Source organism: Arthrobacter sp. JUb119, assembly GCF_024807995.1.
Lineage (GTDB): Bacteria > Actinomycetota > Actinomycetes > Actinomycetales > Micrococcaceae > Glutamicibacter.
On the sequence record NZ_JANUFE010000002.1, the window covers coordinates 532,410 to 558,460 of the forward strand.

Annotated in this window: 25 protein-coding genes; 12 read left to right on the top strand and 13 right to left on the bottom strand. The window is 61.0% G+C overall.

Going from position 1 to position 26,051, the window contains the following annotated elements:
• Window positions 1-72: 72 nt before the first annotated feature.
• Complete coding sequence (locus tag M2368_RS08500) at window positions 73-561, bottom strand: cupin domain-containing protein (protein ID WP_105658208.1); 489 nt, start codon at window positions 559-561, stop codon at window positions 73-75.
• A 227-nt stretch (window positions 562-788) separates the two neighbouring features.
• On the opposite strand from M2368_RS08500, the gene M2368_RS08505 reads away from it, so the two are divergent.
• Both M2368_RS08505 and M2368_RS08510 read left to right on the top strand, forming a co-directional pair.
• Window positions 789-1,823 (top strand): MBL fold metallo-hydrolase, encoded by a 1,035-nt coding sequence (locus tag M2368_RS08505; protein WP_332502878.1) that lies wholly within the window; start codon window positions 789-791, stop codon window positions 1,821-1,823.
• A complete protein-coding gene (locus M2368_RS08510; RefSeq protein WP_332499018.1) occupies window positions 1,820-3,295 on the top strand; it encodes an MFS transporter in 1,476 nt (491 codons plus the stop codon). Before M2368_RS08505 ends, M2368_RS08510 begins: the two co-directional genes overlap by 4 nt.
• Before the next feature lie 391 nt (window positions 3,296-3,686).
• On the opposite strand, the gene M2368_RS08515 is transcribed toward M2368_RS08510, so the two are convergent.
• The gene (locus M2368_RS08515; protein WP_332489234.1) at window positions 3,687-5,030 is read right to left on the bottom strand and encodes an MFS transporter; all 1,344 of its coding nucleotides are present in this window, start codon (window positions 5,028-5,030) and stop codon (window positions 3,687-3,689) included.
• 113 nt (window positions 5,031-5,143) lie between these two features.
• Between M2368_RS08515 and M2368_RS08520 the strand changes: the two genes are divergently transcribed.
• From M2368_RS08520 to M2368_RS08530, 3 genes are all read left to right on the top strand, one after another.
• Window positions 5,144-5,623, top strand: a complete 480-nt coding sequence (locus tag M2368_RS08520) for an acyl-CoA thioesterase (RefSeq protein WP_498724338.1) — start codon at window positions 5,144-5,146, stop codon at window positions 5,621-5,623.
• 209 nt (window positions 5,624-5,832) lie between these two features.
• The gene (locus M2368_RS08525) at window positions 5,833-6,648 is read left to right on the top strand and encodes a cyclase family protein (RefSeq protein ID WP_105658204.1); all 816 of its coding nucleotides are present in this window, start codon (window positions 5,833-5,835) and stop codon (window positions 6,646-6,648) included.
• Window positions 6,645-8,297 (top strand): thiamine pyrophosphate-binding protein, encoded by a 1,653-nt coding sequence (locus M2368_RS08530; RefSeq protein WP_332489232.1) that lies wholly within the window; start codon window positions 6,645-6,647, stop codon window positions 8,295-8,297. The genes M2368_RS08525 and M2368_RS08530 overlap by 4 nt, the downstream gene beginning before the upstream one ends.
• Here M2368_RS08530 and M2368_RS08535 read toward each other — a convergent pair.
• The 6 genes from M2368_RS08535 to M2368_RS08560 all read right to left on the bottom strand — a co-directional run bounded on the left by M2368_RS08535 (window position 8,294) and on the right by M2368_RS08560 (window position 16,286).
• Window positions 8,294-9,631, bottom strand: coding sequence for an amino acid permease (locus M2368_RS08535; RefSeq protein WP_498724371.1), 1,338 nt, complete (start codon window positions 9,629-9,631; stop codon window positions 8,294-8,296). The two genes, M2368_RS08530 and M2368_RS08535, sit on opposite strands and share 4 nt — an antisense overlap.
• 255 nt (window positions 9,632-9,886) lie before the next feature.
• Window positions 9,887-12,283 (bottom strand): bifunctional salicylyl-CoA 5-hydroxylase/oxidoreductase, encoded by a 2,397-nt coding sequence (locus tag M2368_RS08540; RefSeq protein WP_498724339.1) that lies wholly within the window; start codon window positions 12,281-12,283, stop codon window positions 9,887-9,889.
• 65 nt (window positions 12,284-12,348) lie between these two features.
• Window positions 12,349-13,980: an AMP-binding protein gene (locus M2368_RS08545; RefSeq protein WP_498724340.1), complete on the bottom strand. Its 1,632-nt coding sequence runs from the start codon at window positions 13,978-13,980 to the stop codon at window positions 12,349-12,351.
• Between the two features lie 34 nt (window positions 13,981-14,014).
• Window positions 14,015-14,905 carry an acyl-CoA thioesterase gene (locus M2368_RS08550; protein WP_498724341.1) on the bottom strand — a complete coding sequence of 297 codons (891 nt, stop codon included), beginning with the start codon at window positions 14,903-14,905 and terminating at the stop codon, window positions 14,015-14,017.
• Window positions 14,902-15,384: a cupin domain-containing protein gene (locus M2368_RS08555; RefSeq protein WP_105658199.1), complete on the bottom strand. Its 483-nt coding sequence runs from the start codon at window positions 15,382-15,384 to the stop codon at window positions 14,902-14,904. The genes M2368_RS08550 and M2368_RS08555 overlap by 4 nt, the downstream gene beginning before the upstream one ends.
• 41 nt (window positions 15,385-15,425) lie before the next feature.
• Window positions 15,426-16,286 (bottom strand): fumarylacetoacetate hydrolase family protein, encoded by an 861-nt coding sequence (locus M2368_RS08560; protein WP_498724342.1) that lies wholly within the window; start codon window positions 16,284-16,286, stop codon window positions 15,426-15,428.
• 145 nt (window positions 16,287-16,431) lie between these two features.
• Between M2368_RS08560 and M2368_RS08565 the strand changes: the two genes are divergently transcribed.
• The gene (locus M2368_RS08565) at window positions 16,432-16,851 is read left to right on the top strand and encodes a RidA family protein (RefSeq protein WP_498724343.1); all 420 of its coding nucleotides are present in this window, start codon (window positions 16,432-16,434) and stop codon (window positions 16,849-16,851) included.
• Between the two features lie 73 nt (window positions 16,852-16,924).
• Here the strand turns inward: M2368_RS08565 and M2368_RS08570 are convergent, their stop codons facing one another.
• Window positions 16,925-17,797, bottom strand: a complete 873-nt coding sequence (locus M2368_RS08570) for a PaaX family transcriptional regulator (RefSeq protein WP_434691455.1) — start codon at window positions 17,795-17,797, stop codon at window positions 16,925-16,927.
• A 74-nt stretch (window positions 17,798-17,871) separates the two neighbouring features.
• The gene (locus tag M2368_RS08575; protein WP_332499029.1) at window positions 17,872-18,432 is read right to left on the bottom strand and encodes a phosphorylase family protein; all 561 of its coding nucleotides are present in this window, start codon (window positions 18,430-18,432) and stop codon (window positions 17,872-17,874) included.
• 121 nt (window positions 18,433-18,553) lie between these two features.
• Between M2368_RS08575 and M2368_RS08580 the strand changes: the two genes are divergently transcribed.
• The 3 genes from M2368_RS08580 to M2368_RS08590 all read left to right on the top strand — a co-directional run bounded on the left by M2368_RS08580 (window position 18,554) and on the right by M2368_RS08590 (window position 21,116).
• The gene (locus tag M2368_RS08580; protein WP_105661860.1) at window positions 18,554-19,045 is read left to right on the top strand and encodes an S-ribosylhomocysteine lyase; all 492 of its coding nucleotides are present in this window, start codon (window positions 18,554-18,556) and stop codon (window positions 19,043-19,045) included.
• 28 nt (window positions 19,046-19,073) lie between these two features.
• Window positions 19,074-19,568, top strand: a complete 495-nt coding sequence (locus M2368_RS08585; RefSeq protein ID WP_146112930.1) for a hypothetical protein — start codon at window positions 19,074-19,076, stop codon at window positions 19,566-19,568.
• 177 nt (window positions 19,569-19,745) lie between these two features.
• Window positions 19,746-21,116, top strand: coding sequence for a M16 family metallopeptidase (locus M2368_RS08590; RefSeq protein WP_332487865.1), 1,371 nt, complete (start codon window positions 19,746-19,748; stop codon window positions 21,114-21,116).
• 70 nt (window positions 21,117-21,186) lie between these two features.
• Here M2368_RS08590 and M2368_RS08595 read toward each other — a convergent pair whose 3' ends face one another.
• Together M2368_RS08595 and M2368_RS08600 are read right to left on the bottom strand one after the other, a co-directional pair.
• Window positions 21,187-21,897 (bottom strand): alpha/beta fold hydrolase, encoded by a 711-nt coding sequence (locus M2368_RS08595; protein ID WP_181148897.1) that lies wholly within the window; start codon window positions 21,895-21,897, stop codon window positions 21,187-21,189.
• 115 nt (window positions 21,898-22,012) lie between these two features.
• Window positions 22,013-22,423 (bottom strand): hypothetical protein, encoded by a 411-nt coding sequence (locus M2368_RS08600; RefSeq protein ID WP_105658192.1) that lies wholly within the window; start codon window positions 22,421-22,423, stop codon window positions 22,013-22,015.
• Window positions 22,424-22,618: 195 nt separating this feature from the next.
• Here M2368_RS08600 and dapB point away from each other — a divergent pair, with 195 nt between their 5' ends.
• Window positions 22,619-23,377, top strand: a complete 759-nt coding sequence (dapB, locus tag M2368_RS08605; protein WP_498724344.1) for a 4-hydroxy-tetrahydrodipicolinate reductase — start codon at window positions 22,619-22,621, stop codon at window positions 23,375-23,377.
• Window positions 23,374-23,826, top strand: coding sequence for a tetratricopeptide repeat protein (locus M2368_RS08610; protein ID WP_133832973.1), 453 nt, complete (start codon window positions 23,374-23,376; stop codon window positions 23,824-23,826). Before dapB ends, M2368_RS08610 begins: the two co-directional genes overlap by 4 nt.
• A gap of 57 nt (window positions 23,827-23,883) precedes the next feature.
• On the opposite strand, the gene M2368_RS08615 is transcribed toward M2368_RS08610, so the two are convergent.
• The gene (locus tag M2368_RS08615; RefSeq protein WP_434691445.1) at window positions 23,884-25,056 is read right to left on the bottom strand and encodes a heparan-alpha-glucosaminide N-acetyltransferase domain-containing protein; all 1,173 of its coding nucleotides are present in this window, start codon (window positions 25,054-25,056) and stop codon (window positions 23,884-23,886) included.
• Between the two features lie 67 nt (window positions 25,057-25,123).
• Between M2368_RS08615 and dapA the strand changes: the two genes are divergently transcribed.
• Window positions 25,124-26,035, top strand: a complete 912-nt coding sequence (gene dapA, locus M2368_RS08620) for a 4-hydroxy-tetrahydrodipicolinate synthase (RefSeq protein ID WP_105658188.1) — start codon at window positions 25,124-25,126, stop codon at window positions 26,033-26,035.
• Window positions 26,036-26,051: the final 16 nt, after the last annotated feature.

The following is a 26,051-nucleotide window of genomic DNA, read 5'->3' on the forward strand; positions in this document are numbered from 1 at the left end:
GCGCTTTTTCCTTCCATCCTGCGGCGGCCGGCAGGAGTAACCCTGCCGGCCACGTAGTAATTTCTGCCAATGCTAGTCTGCGCCGGGTACGGATCCCGGTGGCAGGAAGTCCACGTCACGCAGTGCTGAGAGGCGGACAACTTCCTCCGGGTCAGACAAGTTGTGAAGCTCATCGAAGAGCGTGGACAGTTGTCCCGAAGGGCTTACCCAAAAGAGCGATTTGCCCGGTGCGCCATCCTTGACGTAGTAGGCGTGAGGAAGTCCCATGGGCATGCGGACGGTATCGCCAGGCCCGGCCTTGAACCATTCGCCGTCCAGGTACAGGGTGTAAGTGCCTTCCATTATGTAAATGTGCTCATCTTGCTTAGGGTGCACGTGCGGAGGCACACCGGTTCCAGTGGGATCAAGGGAAAGCCATGCAAAGCTGCTGGAACTCTCGACCTTGGAGAGATAGGTGTGGCCGAGGACATTCCACGTCTTGTTGCCCATTGATTCACTGGCCAAAGTTATGCCCTTGGGCAGATCGCCCAGAATGATTTCTTGGCCTTGCTGCTGTTCCATGATGACTCCTTAACGGGTAGATGGCTGGTGCGTCCAGCATGGCATGAATCACATTAGATATGCAATAGGTCTTGCGATCGCAAAATTCGGTGTATATGATTTCTATCACTTCGGCCTATGCTGCCGGACTCTTCACTACCCTCGCAATTCACGCATCGCGGTCCAAGGGACCCGTTGCTGCACTCTACGAGTAAGGCACCAATGTGAATACCACTCAGGTAAAAGGAATGAGCGTCTACACGCTTGGCACCGGAGGCGGCCCGATCGTTTCCAGTTCCCGTGCTGGCACCAGCACGGCGATTAGGGTCGATGGGGCAACCTACGTGATTGACTGCGGCATGGGAAGCATCCGCAATTACCGGTCGCATGCCGAATGGGGCGAATTGCGCGCGGTGCTGCTGACCCATCACCACTCGGACCACATCTACGATCTCGGCGCCTATCTGGTGACCGGGTGGCAGGTCCCGGGGGAGTCTTTCGCCCGGCCTATCCAAGTTTTCGGCCCTGGACGTCCCAATCGCATCCCCGCCCTTGGCCCGGAGCACGAGCAGCAGATCGCTTCGCGCGTCGCCGAGCGGGAAATGACCAGCACCGAAGAAATCGTCGATGCGCTGCTGGACAAGGTCTTCTCCTCCGACGTGTTGATCCGCATGGCCGATGAAGGCCGCGACGAACCCCACGAATGGATCCAGTCGCAGAACATCCAGATCCCCGAGGCATCCGGGGCCTGCGCAGTTGAAAACCGCCACCCGGAAATGGAGCCCTTTGAGATCTACCGAGATGAGCTGGTGGCGATCTCCGCGATTCTGGTCGACCACCGCTTGTGCTTCCCGGCATTCGCCTTCCGGATCGACTCGCGCTACGGTTCCGTCGTGGTCTCCGGAGACACCGCCTACTCCGAGAACTGCATCAGGCTCGCCCGCGGAGCTGACTTGCTGCTGCATGAGGTCATCGATCTGCCTGGCATCCTGGCGACATTCCCGGACGGCCCGACGCGCGATGGCATCGAAGTGCATTTGCGTGAATCGCACACGCCGTACAGCGAGGTGGGCAAGGTCGCCGCGAAAGCCGAAGTCGGCGCGCTGGTGCTGCATCACATCGTTCCCAACACCCCCGGTGCCGCTGATCTGGAAGCTATGCTGGAGACCGCACGCGGTGATTTCGCGGGGAATGTATCCATCGCCGAGGACAATGACGTCTTCAGCATCGGCCCGGCGGCGCTGGGACTCTCCGCGGCCGATTCCAAGGGGAGCTTGGTATGAGTACGACACAGAATCTCGCGGACCACACCTTGCGTGCGGCCATTGCCAACGGCAAGATGAACCGGCGCGCCTGGATGGTGACCGGCATGCTGGTACTCTTCCAGATCGTGAACTTCGCCGACAAGGCGGTCCTGGGGCTCGTGGCTGATCCCGCCATGCGCGAACTCGGGTTGACTGCCGGTCAGTTCGGCTTCATCGGCAGCGCCTTCTTCTTCCTCTTCGCCATTGTCGGAGTTATTGTCGGCTTCCTGGCCGGAAAGGTATCCACCCGCTGGATCCTGCTGACCATGGGCATTGCCTGGGCGGTCCTGCAGTTCCCGATGCTCTTCGGCGGAGGCGCGGCAATCCTGCTGGTCACACGCATCCTGCTGGGTGGAGCCGAGGGGCCGGCGACCCCCATTTCGCTGCAGCATGCCCACGGCTGGTTCAATGCGAAGGAACGTGGGCTGCCCAGCAGCGTCATCGCTGCCGGTTCAACCCTGGGGCCGATCCTCGCGGCTCCTGCCCTTGCATGGATCATCGCCAACCCGGCCCTGGGCTGGCGCTGGGCCTTCGGTTTCCTGGGGATCTTCGGGCTGCTCTGGAGCGTAGCGTGGCTGCTTCTGGGCCGCGACGGCCCGTACAGCCATTCCACGGCGGGCAAGGCACAGGCGAAAGCCGGTGCCATCTCATTGGCGGAGGACCAGCAGCAGGCTGGGCAGAAACCGGAACCGGTCGCCGAATTCGACCTGCAGGGCAAGGGGAGCATTGCGGATTCCTCCGATCTGCTGAAAATCGTGCCGATTCGACGAGTCCTGGGCTCGTGGATGTTCGCGGCGGCGGTGCTCGCAGGTGCCGGCTGCTTCTGGGCGCAGGGATTCTTGACCACGTGGTCCCCGAAATATCTGGCATCCGTCGTTGCCCTGACACCGGAAATGATCGGTTTGGTCTCCACCTTCCCCTGGGTGATCGGCGCTATCGCGCTGCTGGTTTTGGGCTTCGGCTCCCGCTACTTGATGAAGCGCGGCGTGACGGTTCGCTGGGCCATGGGCGCCCTGTTCGGCGCAACGTTGCTGATTTCCGGGGTCTGCTTCTCGATCCTGCCCTTCCTCTCCGGCTACGCCGCCGTGGCGATGCTGACTCTCGGTGCCGGTACGGCAATGATCTATCCCTTGGCTCCCACGGCAATCGCCTTCAGCGTCTGCTCCAGGCAGCGCGCGGCCCTCATGGCCACGCTCACTGGACTGGCTTCGGTGGGCGGCGTGGTCGCTCCCGCAATGGTCGGTGGCCTGATGGACAGCGCGGGCTATATTCCCAGCCCTAAGGGCGTGGCTGACTCGGCGGAGATGGCCGAGTTGCTGGCTCAGGGCATGAATGCCTCATTCGGGATGATCGGAATCTACCTGGTTGTTGTTGGCATCTTCTGCGTCTTGATGCTCAATCCGGACCGGACAGCGCGCAAGCTGCAGACCAGCTTCACGTTCACCGGCTAGCCAAGATCGCCCCGGATCGAGCTGCAGGATCCCATCGGCCAAGTCGCAACGGCCGATGGGATTCTGCTGCACATGGCGATCCGCGGCCTAGCTCCTATGGATGCCGGTGGGAGTGATGGCGCAGGAAGCATGGCCGCACTCAGGGCAGGCATTCATGGAATGCGCTGCAATGCCTGCATGGCTGTTTCGCCTTTTGGAAAATCCCTTTGCATTCCACCCGGCCATCGTTTCCCCGGTGCCAGCGCACTTGCATTTCGCAAGTGCGATCTTGCCGGCAAGCGGACCCTTGGCAGGCCTGGGGGTGCTGGAAAAGGATAAAACCGTGGCACACCGCTGTGCGCGGTGTGCCACGGTTCAGGACGTTCGTGCTGGAAGGTGCGCAGAGCCAGGGCTAATCGGACGCGAAGGCCTGCTTGGCCTTGGCAGATCGGGCAGCATCTGGTTTGATGCGTGGTGGAATCATCGCCACGGAAATGGCGGCGACTACGCCGACGATGGCGAAGAATACGAAATTGAACTCGAAGCTGATGCCCGAAGCCGCGATCCAGCCGCCGATGATGGGGCCGGAGATGGCGCCGATGCGGGCGAAGGACAATGCCCAGCCCGTGGCCGTGCCGCGCTGCGCGGCCGGGTAGTAATCGGCAATGTATCCGGTGAGAACCAGCGACGTGGAAATCGAGCCGATGCCGGCGAAGGCCACGAAGAACAGATTGACCAGCATAGTATTGGGGAACATCAGCAGGAGGATGCCTCCCGCACCGAGCAGGTAGAAAATCACCAGAATGGTCTTCTGCCCGTACTTGTCGGCGAGGAAGCCCAGGGCCAGTCCGCCGGCGGCTGAGGCGAGGGAGAAGACCAGCAGGAATGTTAGCGAGGAACCGAGGTTGTACCCTGCGCTGCGCATGATCTGCGGCAGCCAGGTATTCAAGCCGTAGACCAGGACCATGCCGCAGAATAGCGAGATCCAGAAGAAGATGGTTGATCGCAAGTACGTTGCGGAGAACATGGAAGCCATGACCTGGCGCCAGGGGGCCTTGCCGGTGCGAACCGGTGGCGCCACGGGCTCGTAATCGGGGATGCTGTGCCGGGCGGCCAGTGCTTTGGCTTCGCTGATCCGGCCCTTGGATACCAGATATTCAAGGGATTCGGGAAGCATCCAGGCAACTAAGGGAAGTAGAACTACAGGTAATGCGCCCACCGCGATAACCCCGCGCCAACCTATCGCGGGCAGAAGCGACATAGCGACCAAGGCAGCGGCGACGATTCCCAGGGAATAGCCTGAGTACATGATGCCGTAGTTAAGTGAGCGTTTCTTGGGTGGCGAATACTCGATGGTCAGCGCGGCGGCCACCGGGATGATGCCGCCCATACCCAGTCCGCCGATCAGCCTGAAGAGGCCGAATATCTCGGGAGTAGGAGCTAGCGCGGCACCGGCTTGGGTGATTGTGAAGACTAGCATGGCCAGCAGGAGCATGCGCTTACGGCCGATGATGTCGCTGAGCGTGCCGATGAACAGTGCGCCGAAGAGCATGCCCACCAACGCGTAGGCTCCGAGGCCGCCGAGCTCCATGGGACTCAGCGACCATTCCTTGTATTCGGCCAATGCCGGGAGCACTGCACCGAGCACGCCGACGTCGTAGCCTTCGGCCAGGATGGCCAGCCAGCAGGCGAAGAGCACCATTGAAGTGGTTCGTTTGGGGATTTTCCAATCCGCGGCTGCGGGGGATTTCGGCATTTGTTCAATCTCCTTGTGTGGGTAGGGCGGAGTTCTTGGAACACCAATAGGATTATCACGTTAAAGTGACGTGCGTTACAATAGCTATACACTTTTTAATTAGGGGGATCTTGATGCCTGCATTCGCGGGAATGGACGAATCCGGGCAGTTGTTGCAGCAGCTCGCCGCAGACTTCATCGCGTCGGGAATCGCAGGAACGGCGTTGGAGCGAACCATTGAATGGGTTGATACCGATGCTGCGGGGCATCATCATAATTCAGCCATCTTGCGCTTCGTCGAGGCGGCCGAAGCCAAACTGTTTCGCGAGGCTGGCGCGGAGTCCTACTTCTCCATCTCGCCACGAGTCCGCCATGAGGTCGACTATCGGGCCAAGCTGTATTTCGGCCAAGCGGTGACCACCGCGATTCGCGTGGAGAAGGTCGGGGCCAGTTCGATGTCGTTCGGATTCAAGGTCTGGGGGCATGCGCACCAAGGGCGCGGGTTCGCGCTGGCCGCTGAAGGCTGTTTCGTGACAGTGTGCGTTCCAGTTGGCGGTGAGTCATCTGCCCCCTGGCCCCGTGAAATCCTCGCTGGCATTGATGCTGGTTCCTGAGCGCGGCACCGCGCCCCGTGCGAGCTGGTGGATATATGCGCGAGCCAGATTTGCGGAACTAGGTCTTCGCCCCTGGTTCTCCTTCGGGTGGCCTGTTGGCTAGCAGAGGTGGTGCTGGTAGATTGAAGCTAATTCCGCGAATGTGACGACCGTCAGGATCTCTCTATCGTCGGAATGTGTCCTGGACCGTCTCTGCCCAAGGAGAAACAATGCCTGCTGCCGAAGAAACTTGCACGAGCGCGATATTGTCCGCTCTGGCCTCCGGGACTGTCCAAGTCCATGACCTGACTGCCCCGCTGTCGGACAGGACTCCAACCTTAGTACTGCCCGATCCGTTCTCGAACCTCATTGATTTCAGTCTCGAAGAGGTCTCGGCCTACAACGAGCCCGGACCATACTGGAAGCACCACAATATCCATACTGGTGAGCACATCGGAACGCATATAGATGCGCCGATCCACTGGATTTCGGGACGAGGGGGCAAGGACGTGTCGCAGATTGATCCGCAACGCCTGGTAGGTCCGGCCGTCGTGTTGGACTTCAGATCCTTAGCAGCAGATGATCCGGATGTTCTCATCGATGTGCACCATTTGGAAACGTGGCAATCGGAATATGGGCGGTTTCCTTCCAACGCGTGGCTGCTTTTCCGCACCGGATGGGAGCAATACGGTGATGACAAGACAGCTTTCCTGAATGTCGATGCCACCGGATCGCATACTCCCGGGTTTACTGCGGAGTGCGCCAGATACATCGCCGAGAAGCTGGACATTTCCGGCATCGGCGTGGAAACGGTGGGGATCGATTCCGGCAATGCCGGAGCACTGGAGCCGCCATTCCCCATGCATTACTTCCTGCTCGGTGCAGACAAATACGGGATCACCTCGCTGAAGAACTTGGACAAGCTGCCCGTGTTCGGAGCGATGCTAGTGGTTGCCCCTCTGCCCATAGTTGGCGGTACCGGCGCACCGACCCGGGTGCTGGCATTAGCGCCCCAAAACACCAAGAAAATGGAGGCACAATCGTGAACGTTGCTGAACTGGTCGGCAAGACGCTGGCAAACTTGGGCGTAGGGCACGCTTTCGGCGTGGTGGGAAGCGGGAACTTCGATGTCACGAATGCACTGATTGCCAACGGGGTGCCATATACCGCAGCGCGGCATGAGGGCGGCGCAGCAACGATGGCCGATGCCTACTCACGGACCAGCGGCCAGATCGGCGTGGTCTCGGTGCACCAGGGGTGCGGCCTGACCAACGCGGCCACCGGCATTGGAGAAGCCGCCAAGTCACGCACCCCGATGATCGTGCTGGCCGCCGAAGCCGCCCCGAGCGCCGTGTATTCGAACTTCGCCATGGACCAGGGCTCCTTCTCAACCTCCGTCTACGCCGTCTCCGAACGAATCCACAGCGCCCGCACGGCAGTGGCCGATACAGTTCGCGCCTACCGCAGAGCAGTGAACGACCGGCGGACGGTTGTACTGAACCTGCCATTGAACATCCAAGGGCTCGAAGCTCCGGAATCCCCGGTGGCAGCCGAGGTGGTTCCGGCGGAGCCGGTCCGCCCCTCGCGTGCCGCGGTGCGAGCGCTGGCGGTACTCATCGAAAATGCCCGGCGCCCGGTGTTCGTCGCAGGGCGCGGCGGACGCGGGGCCAAGGCCGAAATCCTGGCGCTGGCCCGGCACAGCGGGGCGCTGGTGGCGACCTCGGCGGTGGCCAAGGGCCTGTTCAACGACGAGGAATTCAGTCTCGGGATCTCCGGCGGGTTCTCGTCGCCGCTGGCCGCCGAATTGATTGCTGGAGCAGATCTGATTGTGGGCTTTGGCTGCGCGCTGAACATGTGGACCATGCGCCACGGTCGGCTCATTTCCGAGGGCACCAAGGTAGTGCAGGTGGACCTGGAAGAATCCGCCCTGGGGGCGAACCGGCGCATCGACTTGGGCGTGATCGGCGACTCGGCGCAAAGCGCACGCGATGCGCTGGAATATCTGGAAGCGCAGAAGATGCCGGCGCGCGAAGGCTACCGCACCTCCGCGGTGAGCCAGCAGATCGCCGAGGGGGCCAACTGGAGTCAGGTAGCCTACCGGGACCTGTCCACAGACGACCGCATCGATCCGCGAACTCTGACCAAGTCGCTGGATGAGCTGCTGCCGGCCGAGCGCATCGTCAGCGTGGACTCGGGCAACTTCATGGGATACCCGAGCCAGTTTCTCGCCGTTCCAGACGAGCACGGTTTCTGCTTTACCCAGGCGTTCCAGGCGATCGGCCTGGGGCTCTACACGGCCATCGGAGCGGCTTTGGCGCAGCCCGGGCGCTTGCCGGTGCTCGGCACCGGAGACGGCGGATTCCACATGGCCATCGCCGAACTGGATACCGCGGTTCGGCTGAAGCTGCCAATGGTGTGCATCGTCTACAACGATGCCGCCTACGGGGCGGAGGTACATCATTTCGGCGATACGGGTACGGCACCGAATATGGACTCGGTGACCTTCCCTGACACCGATTTCGCAGCCATCGGCCGCGGTTTCGGAGCCGATGGCATCACGGTGCGCAAGCTGGAGGATCTTGACTCGGTAGCCAGCTGGCTCGGCTCAGAACCCACGGGGCCGTTGGTCATCGACGCGAAAATCGCTTCGGACGGCGGCGCCTGGTGGCTAGCGGAGGCCTTCAAGGGGCACTAGCCCAGCCCTGGAACCGCGATTGCTGGTGGGTGGCCCCGGTGCGGCGCATGGTGCGCTGCGCCGGGGCTCGCTTGCACCTTCAAGGCGTCGCTGATCTTTTCAGGCTCGCGCGGCTGGCTTGAGCCGCCAGTCTCCTCATTCCCGGTGCCTGGACCTGCCTGTGCCAGTTTCATGCGCTTGCGCATCAGGAAGTACAGGGCAGAGACGGTCAAGGCGAAGGGAATGCCGAACAGCAACGTCATGGAGAATTGCTCGGTGAACAAGGTCGTGACCAGCAACGCGGCCATCAGCTGCGCCCCGGCCGCGGATCCAGCGGGATAGTACGGCAGGCGGTATTTAAGCGGTGCTGCACTGCGCCGATGGGAACGGCGGAAGAACAAGTGCGTGATGAAGATCAGCATCCAGGCCATCATTGCGCCGAACATCGACAGCGCCATCATTATTGTGAAACCGGATTCTGGATTCGATGCGTAGATGATGGCGGCCACGGCGATTCCGCCAGCCGAGAGCAGCAGGGCGTTGACCGGCGCGCCGTTCTTCTTCAACTTACCCAAGCTGCTCGGAGCCTGCCCGCCGCGGGATAGAGAGAAGATCATTCGCGTGGAGATGTACAGCTGCGAGTTCATGGCGGAGAGCGCGGCGATGATGACCACGAAATGGAGAGTGGAATCGGCAAACGGAATGCCGATCACCTGCATCACCGTGACGAACGGGCTGTCGCCTTCGAGGATCTCGCTGACCGGTGCGATGGCAAGGATCAGCGACAGGGTCAGGATGCAGAAGAGGAAGAGCCTGAACAAGGTCACCTTGAAGGCCTTCTTCGCTGCGACTTCGGGATCTTTTGCCTCACCGGCTGCGACGGCGATCATTTCGATGCTCAGGTAGGAGAAGATCGCCACGACAACGGCAAACCAGACACCTTGGGCCCCGCCCATGAAGAATCCGGATTCCGCGGTGTAGTTCTGGAATCCGAAATCATTGCCCCTCTGGCCGAAGACCAGATAGGCAGCAAGCAGGATGAACGCGGCAATAGCGAATTCCTTGGTGGCGGAGAACCAGTATTCCAGTGTGCCGAAGGCTTCGACATTGAACATATTCACCCCGATCAGCAAGGCCGATAGGCCGATGATCCACACCACTGCGGGCAAATCCGGGAACCACATTCGCATGCAGCCGCCCACCGCCGTGATTTCGGTGCCTACGGCCAGTACGAGGCAGGACCAGTACAGGTATTTGAGCAGGAACCCGGTGAATGGGTTGATGTAGTGCTCGGCGAAGGCGCCGAAGGAGCCGGTCGTCGGGTGCGCCAGGATCATCTCGGCCAACGCCCCCATGAGCAGCACGGCGATCTACCCGCCGATGGCGCCGCCAAGCGCAATCATGCTCAGCTGGCGCGAAGTTAGCTCCTTCGACAGGCCGGCTTCTCGCTGTGCGATTTGATCCAGGGAAGTTTTCATTGAATTATCCAAAGGTGGTTTGGTGGCCGATTGGGATCCGAGCCGAGCCGCCAAGCGGTTCCCGTGCCCGGCAAAAAGCCGCAGGATCGGCAGCCCAAACAGGGCCGCCAATCCTGTGGCTGGCAGCAACAGCTAAGCGCTGGTTACCAAATTGGAGGTTTCGGATTTCCTGGCCGGAATCCAGCGCAGGTGCGTTTGCTCCTGCTCCTGGTCTTCGCGAACCAGCGAGAGCCGCGGGCGGACCGCGTCGGTGCGGGCGGCGGGCGGCTTGCGGCGTCCGGCCTTGAAAGGCAGCGGCCAGGTGGCGCCGTCACCGGTATAGTCCTGCTCGGCGGCTGCCTGCAAGGTCCACTGCGGGTTGTACAGGTGGGTGCGGCCCAGTGCCACCAGGTCCGCGCGGCCTGCCAGCAGGATCGAGTTCACGTCGTCGTAGGAGGACACCGCGCCCACCGCGATCACAGAGACCCCTGCCTCGGCGGCGACCTGGTTGCGGATCCTGTCGGCGAATGGCGTCTGGTAGCTGCGCCCGAAAGCCGGCTTCTCGTCCTTCACGATCTGCCCCGACGAGACGTCGATGAACTGGGCGCCGTGGGCGATGAAGGCCCGGGCGATGCCGACGGCATCTTCTTCGGTGTTCCCGCCTGGCGACCAGTCGGTAGCCGAGATGCGCACGCCGATGGTCTTGCCTGCTGGCCAGGCGTCGCGGACCGCATCCAGGACCTCCAGCGGGTAGCGGAGCCGGTTCTCCAGGCCGCCGCCGTATTCGTCGGTGCGCTGGTTGGACAGCGGGGAAAGGAAGGAAGAGAGCAAGTAGCCGTGGGCCATATGCACTTCCAGCACGTCGAATCCTGCCTCATCGGCGCGGCGTGCTGCTGCGGCGAACTGCTCGCGCACCTCGTCCATCTGCGCACGGTCCATTTCCACCGGCACATGGCAGCCTTCGCCATAGGGCAGTGCGCTGGGAGCGAGCACATCCCAGTTGCCTTCTTGCAGCGGCTGGTCGATGCCTTCCCACATCAGCTTCGTCGAACCCTTGCGACCCGAGTGGCCGAGCTGGGCGCCGATCTTGGCGTTCGAATTTCCGTGCACGTAGTCGGTCACGCGCTTCCAGGCAGCGGCCTGCTCATCGGTGTACAGGCCAGTGCAGCCCGGGGTGATGCGGCCGATATCGGAAACGCAGACCATTTCGGTCATCACCAGCCCGGCCCCTCCCATGGCCTTGGAGCCCAGATGGACCAGGTGGAAGTCCCCGGGCACCCCGTCGGTGGCCGAGTACATGTCCATGGACGAAACCACCACGCGGTTGGCCAGCTCGGTGTTGCCGAGCCTATGCGGCTGGAACATCGCCGGTGCAACGGAAGGCGAAGCGTTGAGCCGGGCGAAGTTCTCATCGACCTGCTGAGCGAATCCGGTATCCCGCAGCTTCAGGTTCTCGTAGGTGATGCGCCGGGAGCGGGTGAGCAAGTTGAAGCAGAACTGCACCGGGTCCTGGTCCTTGTACTGCCCGATGTTCTCGAACCATTCCAGCGAGGCCTGGGCCGCGCGCTGGGTGGATTCGACCACTGGGCGGCGCTCGGTCTCGTAGGCGGCCAGCGCCGAATCAACCTCGGCATGCTCATGCAGGCAGGCAGCCAGGGCCAGAGCGTCCTCCATGGCCAGCTTGGTGCCCGAGCCGATGGAGAAGTGGGCAGTGTGCGCGGCATCGCCCAGCAGGACGATGTTCCCATGGCGCCAGTTCTCGTTGCGCACCGTGGTGAAGTTGATCCACTTGGAGTTGTTAGTCAGCACCTGGTATCCGGCCAGTTCCTCGGCGAAGATCCCGGCCACCTTGTCCACCGACTTCTGGTCGCTCACGCCCGGGGCGAAGACCTCATTTTCGGTTTCGTCGAAGCCGGCCGCGCGCCAGACGTCCTCGTGCATTTCCACGATGAAGGTCGAACCCTCGTCCGAGTACGGGTAGCCGTGGATCTGCATGGTTCCGGCATTGGTTTCCTTGACGAAGAACTTGAAGGCCTCGAAGACCTGGTCGGTGCCCAGCCACATGTACTTCGAGGTCCGCGGATCAAGGGTGGGCCTGAAAGAGTCCGCATACTTGGTTCGCACCGCGGAGTTCAACCCATCAGCCGCCAGCACCAGGTCGTACTCGGATGCCAGCTGCTCCACATCCGGGGCAACGGTGGAGAAGCGCACATCCACGCCCAGCTCGATGCAGCGGCGCTGCAGCAGCTGGAGCAGTTCCTTGCGGCTCATGGCCGCGAAGCCCTGGCCGCCCACGGTGTGCATCTGGCCGCGGAAGTGGATGTCGATATCGCTCCAGCGGGCAAAGCGCCGGGACATGTATTCGGCGACCACCGGGTCGGCATTGCCGATGCCGCCCAGGGTCTCATCGGAGAACACCACGCCGAAGCCGAAGGTGTCCGTTGCGGCATTGCGTTCCCACACGGTGACATCGTGGTCCGCATCCAGCTGCTTCATCAGGGCCGCGAAGTACAGGCCGCCAGGGCCGCCGCCGATAACTGCAATCTTCATGGTGTGTCCTTTCATCAGCCCCGGAGGGCGATTGGGCCGGGGCCCGAAAAATATCTTGGGGAGTTTTATGCGACCGGGGAGCCGTTGAAGGCCTCGCGCAGCTTGAAATGCTGCAGCTTGCCGCTGGGATTTCGAGGCAGCTCGGTGACAAAGCGGATTTCCCGCGGGTACTTGTACGGGGCAATCGTGGCTTTGACGAAGTCCTGCAATTCCTTGGTCTTCGCCTCATCGGCTTCGGCGCCTTCGACCAGAACCACGAACGCGCAGACGATTGATCCGCGGTTCGGATCCGGGCGGGCGACCACCGCGTTTTCCAGCACATCGGGATGCTGGTCCAGGGCTTGCTCGACTTCCGGGCCGCCGATGTTATATCCGGAAGAGACGATCATGTTGTCGCTGCGCGCCTGGTAGGTGAAGAAGCCGTCCTCGTCCCGGGAGAAGATGTCCCCGGTGATGTTCCAGCCGCTTTCGACGTAATTGCGCTGCCTCGGGTCATTGAGATAGCGGCAGCCGGTCGGCCCGATAACCGCCAGGCGCCCCGGCTCGTTGGCCGCGGCTTCGTTGCCCTTGGCATCCAGCACCGTGGCGCGGAAACCGGGAATGGCCTTGCCTGTGGTTCCCGGCTTGATGTCTTTGCCGGCGGCGGAGACGAACACGTGCAGCATTTCGGTGGAACCGATGCCGTTGACCAGTTCCAGCCCGGTTGCCTCCCTGACCTGGTGCCAGGTGTCGGCAGGCAGGTGCTCGCCGGCGGAGACCGCCACGCGCAGGGGCCTGAGCAGGTCGGCCTTGCCGTTCTTCAAGATGGCCCGGTAGGCGGTGGGGGCGGTGAACAGGATGGTTGCCCCGGCCGCGTGGGACTGCTCGGCCAATTGAACCGGGGTGGCGCGTTCGGTCAGCAGCGAGCTGGCGCCGAAGCGGAAGGGGAAGACCACTAGCCCGCCCAGTCCGAAGGTGAAAGCCAGCGGCGGGGAACCGGCGAAGACATCGTCCTTGGTGGGTTCCAGGATGTAGCGGGCAAAGGTGTCCGCATTGGCCAGGATGTCCCGGTGGAAATGCATGGTGATCTTAGGGACGCCAGTGGTTCCCGAAGTCGGTCCCAGCAATGCCACATCATCTGCGGCTGTGGCCACCGCGGTGAATTCGCCGGATTTGCCTGCTGCCTGCTGGGCCAGGTCGTCGCGGGACGTGCCGCCGTAGCTGATCACAGGGTAGCTGCCGCCGCTGGCCTTGAGTGCGTCCTCGGCGAAGCGGTGGTCGGTGATTAGCGCCACCGGGCCGGTCAGCGTGGCCAGCTTGGAGATTTCCGCAGCGCGCAGGGCAGCCATCGTGGTGACCACAACACCGCCGGCCTTGATCACTCCGAGCCAGCAAGCTACCAGCCATGCGTTGTTCGGACCGCGCAGCATTACCCGGTTGCCCGGCACCAAGCCATAGTCCTCGACCAGCACCTGGGCTACCTGGTTGGCCCGCTTGAGCAGCTGCCCGTAGCTCAGGCTGGTGCCATCCGGGGCCAGCAGCGCCGTGCGCTGGGCGCCGAACTTCTCGACGGACTGGTCGATCAGCACTTCGGCGGCATTGAGCCGGTCCGGGTACTGCAGCTCGGGCAAGGTGAATTCCAGCGTCGGCCACAATTCGGGGGATGGAAGATGGTCGCGGGTAAAGCTATCGACATGTGCAGAAGGTGAAAGTTCCATAAGGCAACTCCGTTGGCAGGTTCGGTGGGAAGTCCTAGTTGGCGTTCCGCCCGGGGCGGATCATTCCTTCTTGGGCTACGGTGGCCAGCAGCTTGCCATCGCGGGCATAGAAGCGCCCGATGGCCAGTCCGCGGTTGTCCTGGCTCGAAATGGCTTCCTGGGCGTAAAGCACCCAGTCGTCCATGCGCCCCTCGCGATGGAACCACATGGAATGGTCCAAGCTGGCGGTCACCAGGCCCTCATCGCCCCAGCTCAGCCCGAGGCCGCGCATGATCGGCTCCAGGATGGTGTAATCGCAGACATAGGCCAAGGCTGCCTTCTGGATCACCGCATCATCGGGCAGCGGTGAGAAGGCCCGGATCCAGACCGCTTGGCTGCCGGACTTTTCGCGCTCGCCGGGAAGGTAGATGGCTTCGGGAACATGGCGCATGTCGAAGCTGCGGCCGCCGGCCCAGTACTTGGCGGCGTCGCCCTCCACGCCTTGCAGGGCCTCGGCGGCGCTGGCCAGGGACTGCGGATCCAGGTCCAGCGAAGCGCCGGGGGCATCGAGCGCGAATTCGGCCCCGTCTTCGGGAACGTGGAAGGAGCCTAGCGCGCAGTAGACCGGCTTGCCGTTCTGGAAGGCGCGCACCTGGCGGGTGGAATAGCCGCGGCCATCGCGCAGGTGCTCCACCTCGTAGCGGACCGGCTGGTGCATATCCACTGGCCGCAGGAAGTAGGAGTGCATGGAGTGCAGGCTGCGGTCGGCACCCACCGACTTCATCAGTGACAGGGCGCCCTGGGCGACCATGTCGCCGCCGTAGGCCTTGGGCCAAGGCACGTACTGCGGGGTGGCGGTGAAAGCCTGGTCGAAGACTTCGGCATCGCATTCGGCCAGGTTGATGGCGTCCAGGAAGACCTGGGCGGACAATGCTGTGGTGCTCATGCTCGACGGTATCCTTCCAAGGATTCGTCGGCGACATCGGGCAGGTTGACCACGATGTTCTCCGGGGTCCGGGCGGTGAGCCACACCAGTTCCTCGGTGACCGACATGTTGGCCTCTACATGGGGCATGAATGGAGGGACGAAGACCCAGTCACCGGCCTTCATATCGGCGTACTGCTCGTAGTTCTCGCCGAAGTAGATCCGGCCGTGGCCGCGCAGCACGTAGCCGCCGGTTTCCGCTTCGCCATGGTGATGGGGCAGGGAACGGTAGCCCGGGACATTGGAGACTTGGCCGAACCAGATCTTGGTCGCGGGGGTGTGCTGGATGCTGACTCCCGAGACGCGGATGCAGTCCCCAGACTGGGCGGTGTTGGTGTCCTCGGATCCTGCCCGGGTGACTACGGGGACAACCTGGCCATTTTCCGAGGCATAGATCGAATTGTCGCCTTCGGTGCGGTAGGTTATGGGTGCTTCGGTCATGGTGTGCTCCTTCAATTTCGGTAGAGGGATGTTGCTGATGGTCATTGGGACAGGGCCGGGCTGTTCACTCGGAGCCGGAACCTGTTGGAGAGGATGCCGATGCCAGGGATTTCGGTTTCGAGCCGGTCCCCGTCAGCGAGGAAGCGAGGCGGAACCATGCCCATTCCGACTCCGCCGGGGGTCCCGGTCAGCACGATGTCCCCGGCACGCAGCGTGGTGAATTCGGAAATGTAGCTGACCAGCCGCGCCGCGGAGAACACCAGCGTCGAGGTGTTGCCGCGTTGCACTTCCTCGCCGTTGATGCGGCAGATGACCTCCGCGCCGGCCACCGGGTCGATCTCATCTGCCGTGGCCAGCACGGGACCCAGGGGAGTGGTGCCGTCGAAGGCCTTGCCTTGGAACCACTGCAAGGTCCGGCGCTGCCAGTCGCGCATCGAGATGTCGTTGGCTACCGTGTACCCGGCAATTGCGGACTGGGCTTCCTCCAGGGATGCCGAGGATGCATCTGATCCGAGCACCACTGCCAGTTCGGCTTCCCAATCCACATTGGATGAGGAAGCACTGGAAATCTCGGCGTCGGGATCAGCCAGGGTATCGGCGTACTTGGCGAACAGCGTGGGGTAATCAGGCAGTTCTCGTCCCATTTCCAGGATGTGATCGCTGTAGTTCAGCCCGCAGCAGATCACCTTGGCGGGCGCTGGCAGCGGATTAAGCTGCCGGGCCTGCTCCGCGGGGATAAGATCGCCTGCGGTGCTGGATTCCAGGGCTTCGGAGGCGATTGCTTTCCAGTCCTGGTGCTTGAGGAACTCGCTGAGATCGCCAGCTGGCAGGGGCAGATATCCCTGATCGGTCTGGATTGCCGCCAGGCTCTTCCCGCCGGCGTGGATCGTTGCGAGTTTCATGTGTGGATTCCCTTTGTCAGTTGGGTGAAAAGCTATGTGTCGACTTTTTTACCGCCGTCACGTAAACTCAATGTAGCACGCATCACAAAGATGGCGCTAGAGCCAATTGGGGCAAATTTCATGCACCCGGTACAAGGAGTAGGAAATGACTGAAACCAAGTTGCACCGCAACGAGACAATCAACCCCGCATCCATGGCGAAGCCCTCTGGCTATGCCCATGGAGTCAAGGCGGGGGATACGGTCTACCTCGGCGGGCAAACCGCTCTGGACAAGGATATGAAGATCGTGCCCGGCGGCATCGTGGAACAGTTCAAGCAGGCATTCTCCAACGTGCTGACCACCTTGGTTGAAGCCGGGGGCCGCCCCGGGGACCTGACCAGCGTGACCATTTACTTGACCGATGTGGATGATTACATGGCCCATGGCAGGGAAATCGGGCGCCTTTGGCGCGAGATGGCCGGTTCGGAATATCCTGCGATGGCAGGGATCGGGGTAAGCCGGCTTTGGCAGCAGGAAGCCTTGATTGAAATCCAGGGCGTGGCTGTCATCCAGGACCGCAACTAGTCCCTGGATGCGGAACAGGGCTGCGAAACCAATTGGTTTCGCAGCCCTGTTCCTATCGGTCGAGGCGCAAAGATCAGCGTTGCTCGCCGATCACCCGCTGTACATGGCGCGAAGCCAGTGGCGACAGCAGCGTATGCAGGTCCTTGAACAGCGCTTCAGCCTTCAACGCGTTCCAATCCTCCGGGAGCAGCTCGGCCGGCAGCCCGGGATCGGAATAGGGGAATCGGCGCCACTGGGTAAGCAGGACCAGATGGTCCGCGAAGCCCTGGGCATCGATCTCAGGGCTGTGCTGCGTGCCGGCGCGTTCCTTCCAGAATTCCAACCGTCCCTGGTTCTCCTTCAGGAATTCGGAGTACATAGCTTCCAGGGTCCCTAAATCCCACCAGGAATCCAGGTTCTCGCGCAGCTGCGCGCCGCCGATGTGCTCGGCCAGGAAGAACTCGAAGTACTTGTCCAGGCCGTGCCGGGCGAAGTAGGCCAAGGCAGGATCCTTGGCATGTTCCGGTGCAATCCAGAGCCCGGGGACCACCGAACCGAAACCCATGCGCACCAGGGAGGAACGGATCTTGTGCCGGATGTTGCGCTGGGTTTCGGGGACCGTGAAGGTTGCCAGCAGCCAGCGGTCTTCGGCCGTTGCGCGGCGTGGATGGAAAATCCGCTCGTCGCCTTCGGCAAAGGTGGTCAGCACCGATTCGGACAACGAGTATCCGTTGCGACCGCGGACTTGCACGCTTTCGATGATGCCGCGCTTCTTCAATCGGGAAATCGAGGAACGAGTGCCTGCAGGCTCGACTCCCACGTCCTGCATCAGGGATATGATTGCCGCCACCTGCAAGGCGCCGCCGTGCTGGCGGGCATGCATGCCGAAAAGCGAAACGATCAGCTGGTGGTGGCGGGGCATGGAGAGCTCTGCTGCACCGACGTGTGGTTTTGCCTGTGCTGTCATGGAACAATCTCCGTTCGCTGCTGGTGTTTCAATTCTAGAGCTAACCTTCGGTGGAAGGTCCCGGCGGCAGTCTGCTACCCCAGGTGCTTGTCGTAGAACTCGCGCAGCTGGACGCTCTTCTGCTTGGCGATATCATCCCATTCGTCGATCGACGCCGAATCATCCGCGTAATCGGAAGGGATCTTGAAGATCTGCAGCGGCACGTTGAAGCGTTGGCAGATGCTTGCGTAGGCGTAGCCTTCCATATCGACCAACGAAGCGCCCAAGGACTTGATGTGGATACGCTGCTCATCATTCGAGACGAACACGTCGCCGGTAGCCATGGTGACCTGGAAATCAGGAAGCAGGATGGCGCCGGTAGGGTCCACATCTGCCGATGGCAGCGGGAAATCATGCTGGATCAGTTTGGTGATCTGGTAAATAGTGTCCAAGCTCGGGCGGTCTTCACCGGCATGGCCAACAACTCCAGCGGTGCCAAGCACGACGACGTTTTTGATGTTGCCTTCAGCAAGCGCGCCAGCCAAGGCTACCGACGCGTTGACCTTGCCAACACCAGAAATCAGGTGCTCGACATCTGCAAAGGCTACGGCTTCGTCTGCATGCGCAAAGACGAGCAAGGACTTCTGGTCCGACATGAACTTCCCCTCTAAAGAAATCAGTTCGGGAATTGCTGCCCCGAACGTCCTAAGAAGTCTATCGGTTACCTCCTTCGATAAGCTCTCGATTCGCCAGACGGTGAGCAGATAGACTTTGCATATGAGTGATATTGAACTTGCTGAAGTTGAAAGCTTTGCACTGGACCACACCAAGGTCAAGGCGCCGTATGTGCGCAAAATCGGGGTGGAGCACGGTCCCAAGGGAGACGCCATCTCCAACTACGACATCCGTTTAGTGCAGCCGAACCACGGTGAGATTCCAACGGCAGGTTTGCACACCATCGAGCACACCATGGCTGGTCTGCTGCGTACCCGCATCGATGGCCTGATCGATTTCTCCCCATTTGGCTGCCGCACCGGCTTCCATATGATCTTGTGGGGCGAGCCGACACCGGAGGTCGTCGCCGCTGCGATCAAGAGCTCGCTGGAAGATATCGCGGAGAAGGTTACCTGGGAAGATGTTCCAGGAACCGAAGCCGTAAGCTGTGGCAACTACCGCGACCATTCCCTGCACTCTGCTCGCGAGTGGGCCAAGGTCGTCTTGGAGCAGGGCATCAGCCTTGATGCGTTCGATCGTTCCAAGCTTGCCTGAGCAATAGCTTGAGATCTGGAAATCCCGTGTGTTCCGTTTGGAACGTGCGGGATTTTCTTGCTTTGTTGTCCCTTCGCCGAAAGGAAATGATGGCCGCCGATTCGCCAACTTGCAGGATCCCGTCGGTAGCATGGAGACTATGCGCAGAGTTCACTTCTTAGCTGCAGCACTGCGCGCCGTGGCATTAGCTATCAGCGGATGCGAGAATTTCGATGCGGCTAGGACATCTAATATCGGCGAGGAATGCCAGTCGGCAATTCAAAAGCAGAACGAAGCCTGGTCTGATCATGAAACGCCGCAAATTAAGATTAGCGAAGCAGAGAAAATGGCGCTCAATGCTTGCAAGAACCTCGATGAGTGGAGCACTGCCGTCTCCTATAATCCCGGATCAATGGGATATCCGGAATTGAGCACAGAAAATGCAGCGAACACTGTTTATCTAGCCTGCGCTTCAAGTGACCCAGGACGGCAGACCCCAGTGTGCGCTGACGCCGAGAAACGCGGATATCTCGACGCAACTTAGCCCACCAACCGAGCTAGTGAGTATTGCCGCAGTCGCGGTCCGATCGCGTAATTTCCCAGAATGTGATGGCTCCGTCACCACTGAGCTATTGCTTTCAAACCGCGGTTCTATGGGAGAATGAAAGACAGTGTACTTAGCTTGAAATGGCTATTCTCGACGACTTAAGGACGTATATTCGTGGCCATGATTCCATTGCCGTTGCATTCGGTGGAGACCACGCAGTTTTCTCCGATTGACCCGGCGGACCCGACGTTGGTCCACCGAGGCGAAGGCGGCTCTGAAGTCCGGCGCAGCATCCTGCCCGGTGGCGTACGAGTCCTGACAGAAGCGATGCCCGGACAGCGGTCCACCACAGTGGGCTTCTGGGTACCGGTCGGTTCCCGCGACGAGGAATCAGGGCACTTCGGCTCCACGCACTTCCTGGAGCACCTGCTGTTCAAGGGCACTGCCAAGCGCACTGCCTTGGAAATCGCCCAGTCCTTCGATGCCGTGGGCGGCGAATCAAACGCAGCCACCGCCAAGGAATCGACCTGCTATTACGCCCGCGTCCTGGACACGGAGCTGCCAATGGCCCTTGAGGTCATCGCCGACATGGTTACCTCTGCAGTTATCGACCCGCAGGAATTGGAACAGGAACGCGGGGTGATCATCGAAGAGCTGGCCATGGATGCAGATGACGCGATGGATGTCGCCCACGAGCGGTTCGTTGCCAATGTCTTGGGCGATCACCCATTGGGACGTCCCATTGGAGGAACTCCTGAAGAGATCATGGAGATCTCCCGCGAGGCAGTCATGGAGCACTATCGTGCGCACTACCGCCCAAGCGAGTTGATTGTTACTGCCGCCGGATCCCTGGAGCACGACAAGCTGTGCGAGCTGCTTCTCAAGGCGCTGACCGAAGCAGGCTGGGAACTGGACCCGATGGCTGTGCCAGAACCACGCCGCATGGGTGAACCAGCGCAGATCACTTCGAAGGCCGGGCTGGAAGTAATCAACCGTCCGGGCGAGCAAGCCAACATCATCATGGGATGCTCCGGCATCACCGGACATGATGACCGCCGTCAGGTTCTCGCAGTGCTGAACGCTGTTCTCGGCGGCGGCATGAGCTCAAGGTTGTTCCAGGAAATTCGCGAGAAGCGTGGACTGGTGTACTCGACCTACTCCTTCTCCGCCGCCTACACCGATGCCGGCTACTTTGGCATGTACGCGGGCTGCGCCCCGGCTAAGGCTGCTCAGGTTATCGGGCTGCTGGGGGCCGAGCTTGATCGGTTGGCCAAGGACGGCATCACCGAAACTGAATTGGCGCAGGCCAAGGGCCAGCTATCTGGTGGAACGGTGCTGGCACTGGAGGATCCAGGAAGCCGCATGTCCCGTTTGGGCCGGGCAGAAATGATTACCGGAGAATTCCAGGACATCGACGAAGCACTGTCTCGCGTCAATGCCGTCACGGCCCAGGAAGTTCAGGATCTGGCCCAGGAACTGGCCTCCAAGGATCGAGTGATCACCGTGGTGGGACCGTTTGAAAGTGAAGCCGACTTAGGCCTCTAGAGCTGGATGCCGTGCCCCTGGAATCGAATCCGAGGATTTCGATTCTAGGGGCATCGCCGTTTTCTCTGGGTCATGCCGCGGCATCTACTAGCGCTGCAAGCTCGGGCGCATGAGAGAAATTGAAGCCATGCGCACCATGACGCATGACGGTGAGCTTGGCTTGCGGTGTTCTTGCGACCAGGCGAAGACCGAACTCGGGTGGAGACAGCGGATCCCGGGTGCCGCACACGACATCAATCGGGCACTGGACCGTACGGAGCAAATCAACGGTGGAGTAGTCCAGCATCTGGGCGCAGCTTTTGGCCCACCACGGGATGCCGCAGCGCAAGTAATCGACGAGCAATATTGCCTTCACCGAGTTCAACTCGTGCGGGAAATCTTCAAAGAGCCGGCGGGCCTGCCTGAACAGCGTCGCTTCACGGTCGTTGACCGCAGGAGCTGCAATGACCAGGTGCTTGACCAGATCCGGCCACGCGCGAGCTAGCTCAATGGAAACCTGCGCGCCCATGGAATGCCCGAGGACGATAGCGTTCTCAACCTTCAGCTCGCGCAACGCCAATGCTACTTCGTGCGCGAAACGCGGTACGGTCACCGGGCGGCCATCATCCAGATTCTTGCCGTGGCCTGGAAGCTCGGGAACGATCACTCGATACTTCTTAGCCAAGATGTTGGCCAGCGGAGTGAAATAGCGGCTGGATGCTCCGAGCCCGTGAATCAGCACCACGTCAGGGCCATGGCCCGCGACACGAACCGAAAGCCTGGTCCTGAGGGATTCGGGCAATTGCCCAAAGTAATCGTGGCGCACGCCAGCCTTTCATCGTGCGAAAAGTGCGCACACACTATCGGTAGGGAAAATCGGCACGCTCACCTGAAATGGCGAGACAGGCAAAAAGGAATTAACCGCCCGCCCCGGTCGAATGCTGGGTAATAGCGGAACGAAGGTCTTCCGGGAAGAGCTCCTGCACGCCTTCCTCGTATTTGGAACCGTCATCTGGACGGCGCAGTTCCTGCCCGTCAATGCGGAACGGGAAGGCATCCGCCTGGGCAGCGGTGTCCGCCGAGTCCTGGCTATCGGGTGCGCAAGTAGCCCAGCCGTAGGTCGTGGAGTCCTCGATACGGAAAACCTCAACCTGGCAAGTCGGCGAATCGATGACCGTTCCCTGTTCTTGGACGACATCAGTAATAGTTGCTCGCTCGTCATCGGACAGGGTGATCGGTTCATCGCCTGAACCGCAGGAAGTGATTGCAAAGGTCGCGACAAGCGTTGCGCCGATGCCGAAACCAAAGCGCTTAATTTTCTGACCCATGGCCCTGCTTACTACTTGGAGACTCCTGACACATATTTTTCCCCTATTTGCTAGGCAAAACAAGTTGGGCTGGCCGTAGGGAACAAGCAGAATCAAATATCTGGGAAATCGCCTCAGGGTATTCGCTGCAAAACTCGCGTGAGATCACGTAATCGTTGGCAAGGCAGGTGCCTGCAGGGCGATAGGCTTAAGCCCATGAGTGCACAGATCAAGGTGGCCGTGCTCGGCGCGGCCGGACGAATGGGCTCGGAAGCGGTCAAGGCCGTAACTGAGGCTGCAGACATGGAATTGGTAGCAAGCTTGGGAAGAGGCGACGATTTGTCGCAGATCCTTGAAGCCGGAGCAACGCACATTGTTGACCTTTCTGTGCCGGCATCCACCGAGGCCAATGTGCGTTTTGCCGTCGAGAACGGGCTTCATGCAGTGGTTGGCACCACTGGCTGGGCTGATGATCGCCGCGCGAATTTGGAAGGGCTGCTGGGCAAGCATCCGCAGGCAGGTGTGCTGATTGCGCCCAACTTCGCCCTGGGCTCGGTGCTCGCCAGCGCTTTCGCGGCTACGGCCGCCAAGTACTTCGAATCCGTAGAGATCATTGAGCTGCACCACCCGAATAAGGTGGACGCGCCTAGCGGCACCGCGGTGCGTACCGCTGAACTGATCGCGAAGTCGCGTGAAGCCGCTGGAGTCCCCGCGAGCCCGGACGCCACCGAGACCCAGCTCGATGGCGCCCGTGGCGCAGTCGTCGATGGAATCAACGTTCATTCGGTACGCCTGCGCGGCCTCGTAGCCCACCAGGAAGTGCTCTTTGGCGGCCCGGGGGAGCAGTTCACCTTGCGCCATGATTCCTTCGACCGTGCCTCGTTCATGCCAGGCGTCCTCCTGGGCCTGCGTACTGTTGGCTCCCGCCCGGGCCTGACCTATGGCCTTGATGGCTTCCTGGAGCTGGGCCAGTGAAAACGAAACTTTGGGTAGGCGGCATTCTGCTGCTGTTCGCGCTGTACATTGGAATGACCTTCACCCAGGCGATCCGTCTGCTGAAAACCGGGGAACTGGTCGCGCAGGTCATGGGCATTGCAATCCTGGTTATTCCTGCACTGTGCGTCTGGATCCTCATTCGCGAGGTGCTCTTCGGGCTGCGCACTGAGAAAATGGGCAAGTCCTTGGCCGCCTCAGGTGAGCTGCCAGAGGATCTTCCCCGCATGCCGTCGGGACGTTTCCTCCGTTCGGCCGCCGACGCTGATTTCCCTATCCATCAGCAGGATGTGGAAGAGAACCCGGAATCATGGAAATCCTGGTACCGTCTGGCACTGGCGTATGAAGCCTGCGGTGACAAGCCGCGCGCCCGCAAATCCATGCGTACTGCGATCGAATTCTGGCGAGCAGACCAGAAGGTCAGCCAGTAATTGCATAAAACAGCATCATGATGATGGCCCGGACTCACGAGAGTCCGGGTCATCGCTCTAGAACTTGCCCTTCGTTTCGGGGGTGCTGTCGGCTCCGCTAAACACCCGGACGCCATATTCCAAAGGGCCAGAGGCCTTGCTGAAGCCAAGCCAAATTCCGAAGACGGCCGTCGTTGCACAGAGAACCCACCAAATGGCCATTGGGTCCAAGTGGTCTTTCAGCGCCGGCAGCAAGATGATGTGCCCTGCATACAAGGTCAGAGGGGCCCGGCCGGCGCCGGCCAGAATCCGGCCGAGCGCACCCAGCCGACCAATGATCAGCTGGAACAGGCCGATGATAGCGACAGCGCAGGCGGCGTTGTGCAGCGTTGAGAGCGAAGAATTGCTGTGACCGGTCGGCAGCCAGAGATAGGCTGGATTGTCCAGGAACGGATCCAGATTGGCGCCCGGCAAACGCCCGGTGGTGATCATTGTGGGAACGAGGGATAACTCCAGGCCCAGTTCACGGGCTATGAGCCCGGCATTTTGCATGCTCACCGAATGGCCCACCCATTGGGTTGCCGCCGCGATAATCGAACCGCCCAATGCAAGCAGGCTCGCAGTCCTCGTGCTGTGCAGGTTGCATCTTGCGATGGCTATTCCAAGAAGGCCGAAACCGAACCAGACCATCAATGGGTAGTATCCGGTGACCGTTAGATCCTTGAGGAGCAGTTGCGGGGTGAGAATGTCGCCGAAGCTCGGATTATGGCCCAGCGAGTCCGCAATCCAGTTGCTGGCCAGCGGTCGCCAAAGAACCGGCATAAGCAGCAGCCAAAGGGCCGAGACTACCCAAATGGTTATTCTCGACAGCTTCAGCGCCAGTGGAAGCAATAGAAACAGTAGCCCATAGTGGACAAGAATGACCGCGATGGCTTCATTTACTGACCCAATTGCCATTCCGAGCACGGCAATAATTAATGCTCTCAGCACAAGGACTGAGTAAACCTTAGGGTGGGAAAAGCCCTTTCGAGCCAAGGATTTCGAGAGCAGAACCAGGGATAAACCCGCGAGCACCATGAACAGGACAGATGCTCGGCCGGAGGCGAAAGTCCCGGTAAATGTTGGGGAGTAGGCGGGTGCGCCGCTGGTTTCATAGAGCGCGAAAACGTGCGCGGCGAACATCCCGAGGATGGCGGCAAGCCGTGCCGCGTCCACGCCCAGCAACCGCTGGGAACTACCCAAATCGTTCATGGAATCATCGCACCACGAATTGCGCGGGGGATGCCATTGCAACATGCGCGAGTGTAGATTTAATGCCATGGCTACAAGTGCAATTGATAATCAGGCATACCCGTTCGGTACCGTGCTGACCGCTATGGTCACGCCCTTCGATGAAGCGGGTGAAGTCGATTACGCGATGGCTGCCAAACTGGCAACGAAGCTGGTTGATGATGGCTGCGACGGACTGGTCGTCACCGGCACCACCGGCGAGACCTCGACCCTGACCGATGAAGAGAACATCGAGATGTTCCGTACCGTCGCCGAGGCGGTGGGGGACCGTGCCGCAGTGCTGGCCGGTTCCACTACCAACGACACCCGTCACTCCATCAAGCTCTCGCTGGCTGCCAAGGAAGCGGGCGTAGACGGTGTGCTGTTGACCACCCCCTACTACAACAAGCCAAGCCAGGCCGGCGTCATCGCCCACGTCGAGGCCATCGCCGAAGCCGTTGAGCTGCCCATCATGCTCTACGACATCCCGGGACGCACCGGCATCGCGCTGGCGCCCGAGACCATCATTGAGCTGTCCAGGATTCCTCAGGTCATTGCGCTGAAGGACGCCAAGGCGGATTACCAGTCCACCACCACCGTGCTGGCCACAACCGATCTGCACGTGTACTCCGGCGACGATGGGCTGACTTTGCCGCTGATGGCGGCAGGTGCTGTCGGCGTGGTTTCGGTCACCGCTCACGTTGCGGCCGCTAAGTACCGTACGCTTGTTAATGCAATGCATGCAGGAGATCTGGCGACTGCACGCACCACACACTTTGAGCTGGACGCGATCCAGCGCGGCATCATGGGCCACATTCAGGGCGCCGTGGCCGCAAAATATGGACTTCACTGGCAGGGTGTCCTGCCGAACACCGTCGTCCGACTGCCGCTGTTGGCACCGTCGGACGCAGAGCTCGATGCCATCCGCGCGGACCTACGTGAAGGTGGATGGGATCTGTAACGAAAGGGACTAACCA

Coding starts and splice junctions, on each gene's coding strand:
- M2368_RS08500 (WP_105658208.1), bottom strand. CDS start 561: ATGGAACAGCAGCAAGGCCAAGAAATCATTCTGGGCGATCTGCCCAAG.
- M2368_RS08505 (WP_332502878.1), top strand. CDS start 789: ATGAGCGTCTACACGCTTGGCACCGGAGGCGGCCCGATCGTTTCCAGT.
- M2368_RS08510 (WP_332499018.1), top strand. CDS start 1,820: ATGAGTACGACACAGAATCTCGCGGACCACACCTTGCGTGCGGCCATT.
- M2368_RS08515 (WP_332489234.1), bottom strand. CDS start 5,030: ATGCCGAAATCCCCCGCAGCCGCGGATTGGAAAATCCCCAAACGAACC.
- M2368_RS08520 (WP_498724338.1), top strand. CDS start 5,144: ATGCCTGCATTCGCGGGAATGGACGAATCCGGGCAGTTGTTGCAGCAG.
- M2368_RS08525 (WP_105658204.1), top strand. CDS start 5,833: ATGCCTGCTGCCGAAGAAACTTGCACGAGCGCGATATTGTCCGCTCTG.
- M2368_RS08535 (WP_498724371.1), bottom strand. CDS start 9,631: ATGGGGGCGTTGGCCGAGATGATCCTGGCGCACCCGACGACCGGCTCC.
- M2368_RS08540 (WP_498724339.1), bottom strand. CDS start 12,283: ATGAAGATTGCAGTTATCGGCGGCGGCCCTGGCGGCCTGTACTTCGCG.
- M2368_RS08545 (WP_498724340.1), bottom strand. CDS start 13,980: ATGGAACTTTCACCTTCTGCACATGTCGATAGCTTTACCCGCGACCAT.
- M2368_RS08550 (WP_498724341.1), bottom strand. CDS start 14,905: ATGAGCACCACAGCATTGTCCGCCCAGGTCTTCCTGGACGCCATCAAC.
- M2368_RS08555 (WP_105658199.1), bottom strand. CDS start 15,384: ATGACCGAAGCACCCATAACCTACCGCACCGAAGGCGACAATTCGATC.
- M2368_RS08560 (WP_498724342.1), bottom strand. CDS start 16,286: ATGAAACTCGCAACGATCCACGCCGGCGGGAAGAGCCTGGCGGCAATC.
- M2368_RS08565 (WP_498724343.1), top strand. CDS start 16,432: ATGACTGAAACCAAGTTGCACCGCAACGAGACAATCAACCCCGCATCC.
- M2368_RS08570 (WP_434691455.1), bottom strand. CDS start 17,797: ATGACAGCACAGGCAAAACCACACGTCGGTGCAGCAGAGCTCTCCATG.
- M2368_RS08575 (WP_332499029.1), bottom strand. CDS start 18,432: ATGTCGGACCAGAAGTCCTTGCTCGTCTTTGCGCATGCAGACGAAGCC.
- M2368_RS08580 (WP_105661860.1), top strand. CDS start 18,554: ATGAGTGATATTGAACTTGCTGAAGTTGAAAGCTTTGCACTGGACCAC.
- M2368_RS08600 (WP_105658192.1), bottom strand. CDS start 22,423: ATGGGTCAGAAAATTAAGCGCTTTGGTTTCGGCATCGGCGCAACGCTT.
- dapB (WP_498724344.1), top strand. CDS start 22,619: ATGAGTGCACAGATCAAGGTGGCCGTGCTCGGCGCGGCCGGACGAATG.
- M2368_RS08615 (WP_434691445.1), bottom strand. CDS start 25,056: ATGAACGATTTGGGTAGTTCCCAGCGGTTGCTGGGCGTGGACGCGGCA.
- dapA (WP_105658188.1), top strand. CDS start 25,124: ATGGCTACAAGTGCAATTGATAATCAGGCATACCCGTTCGGTACCGTG.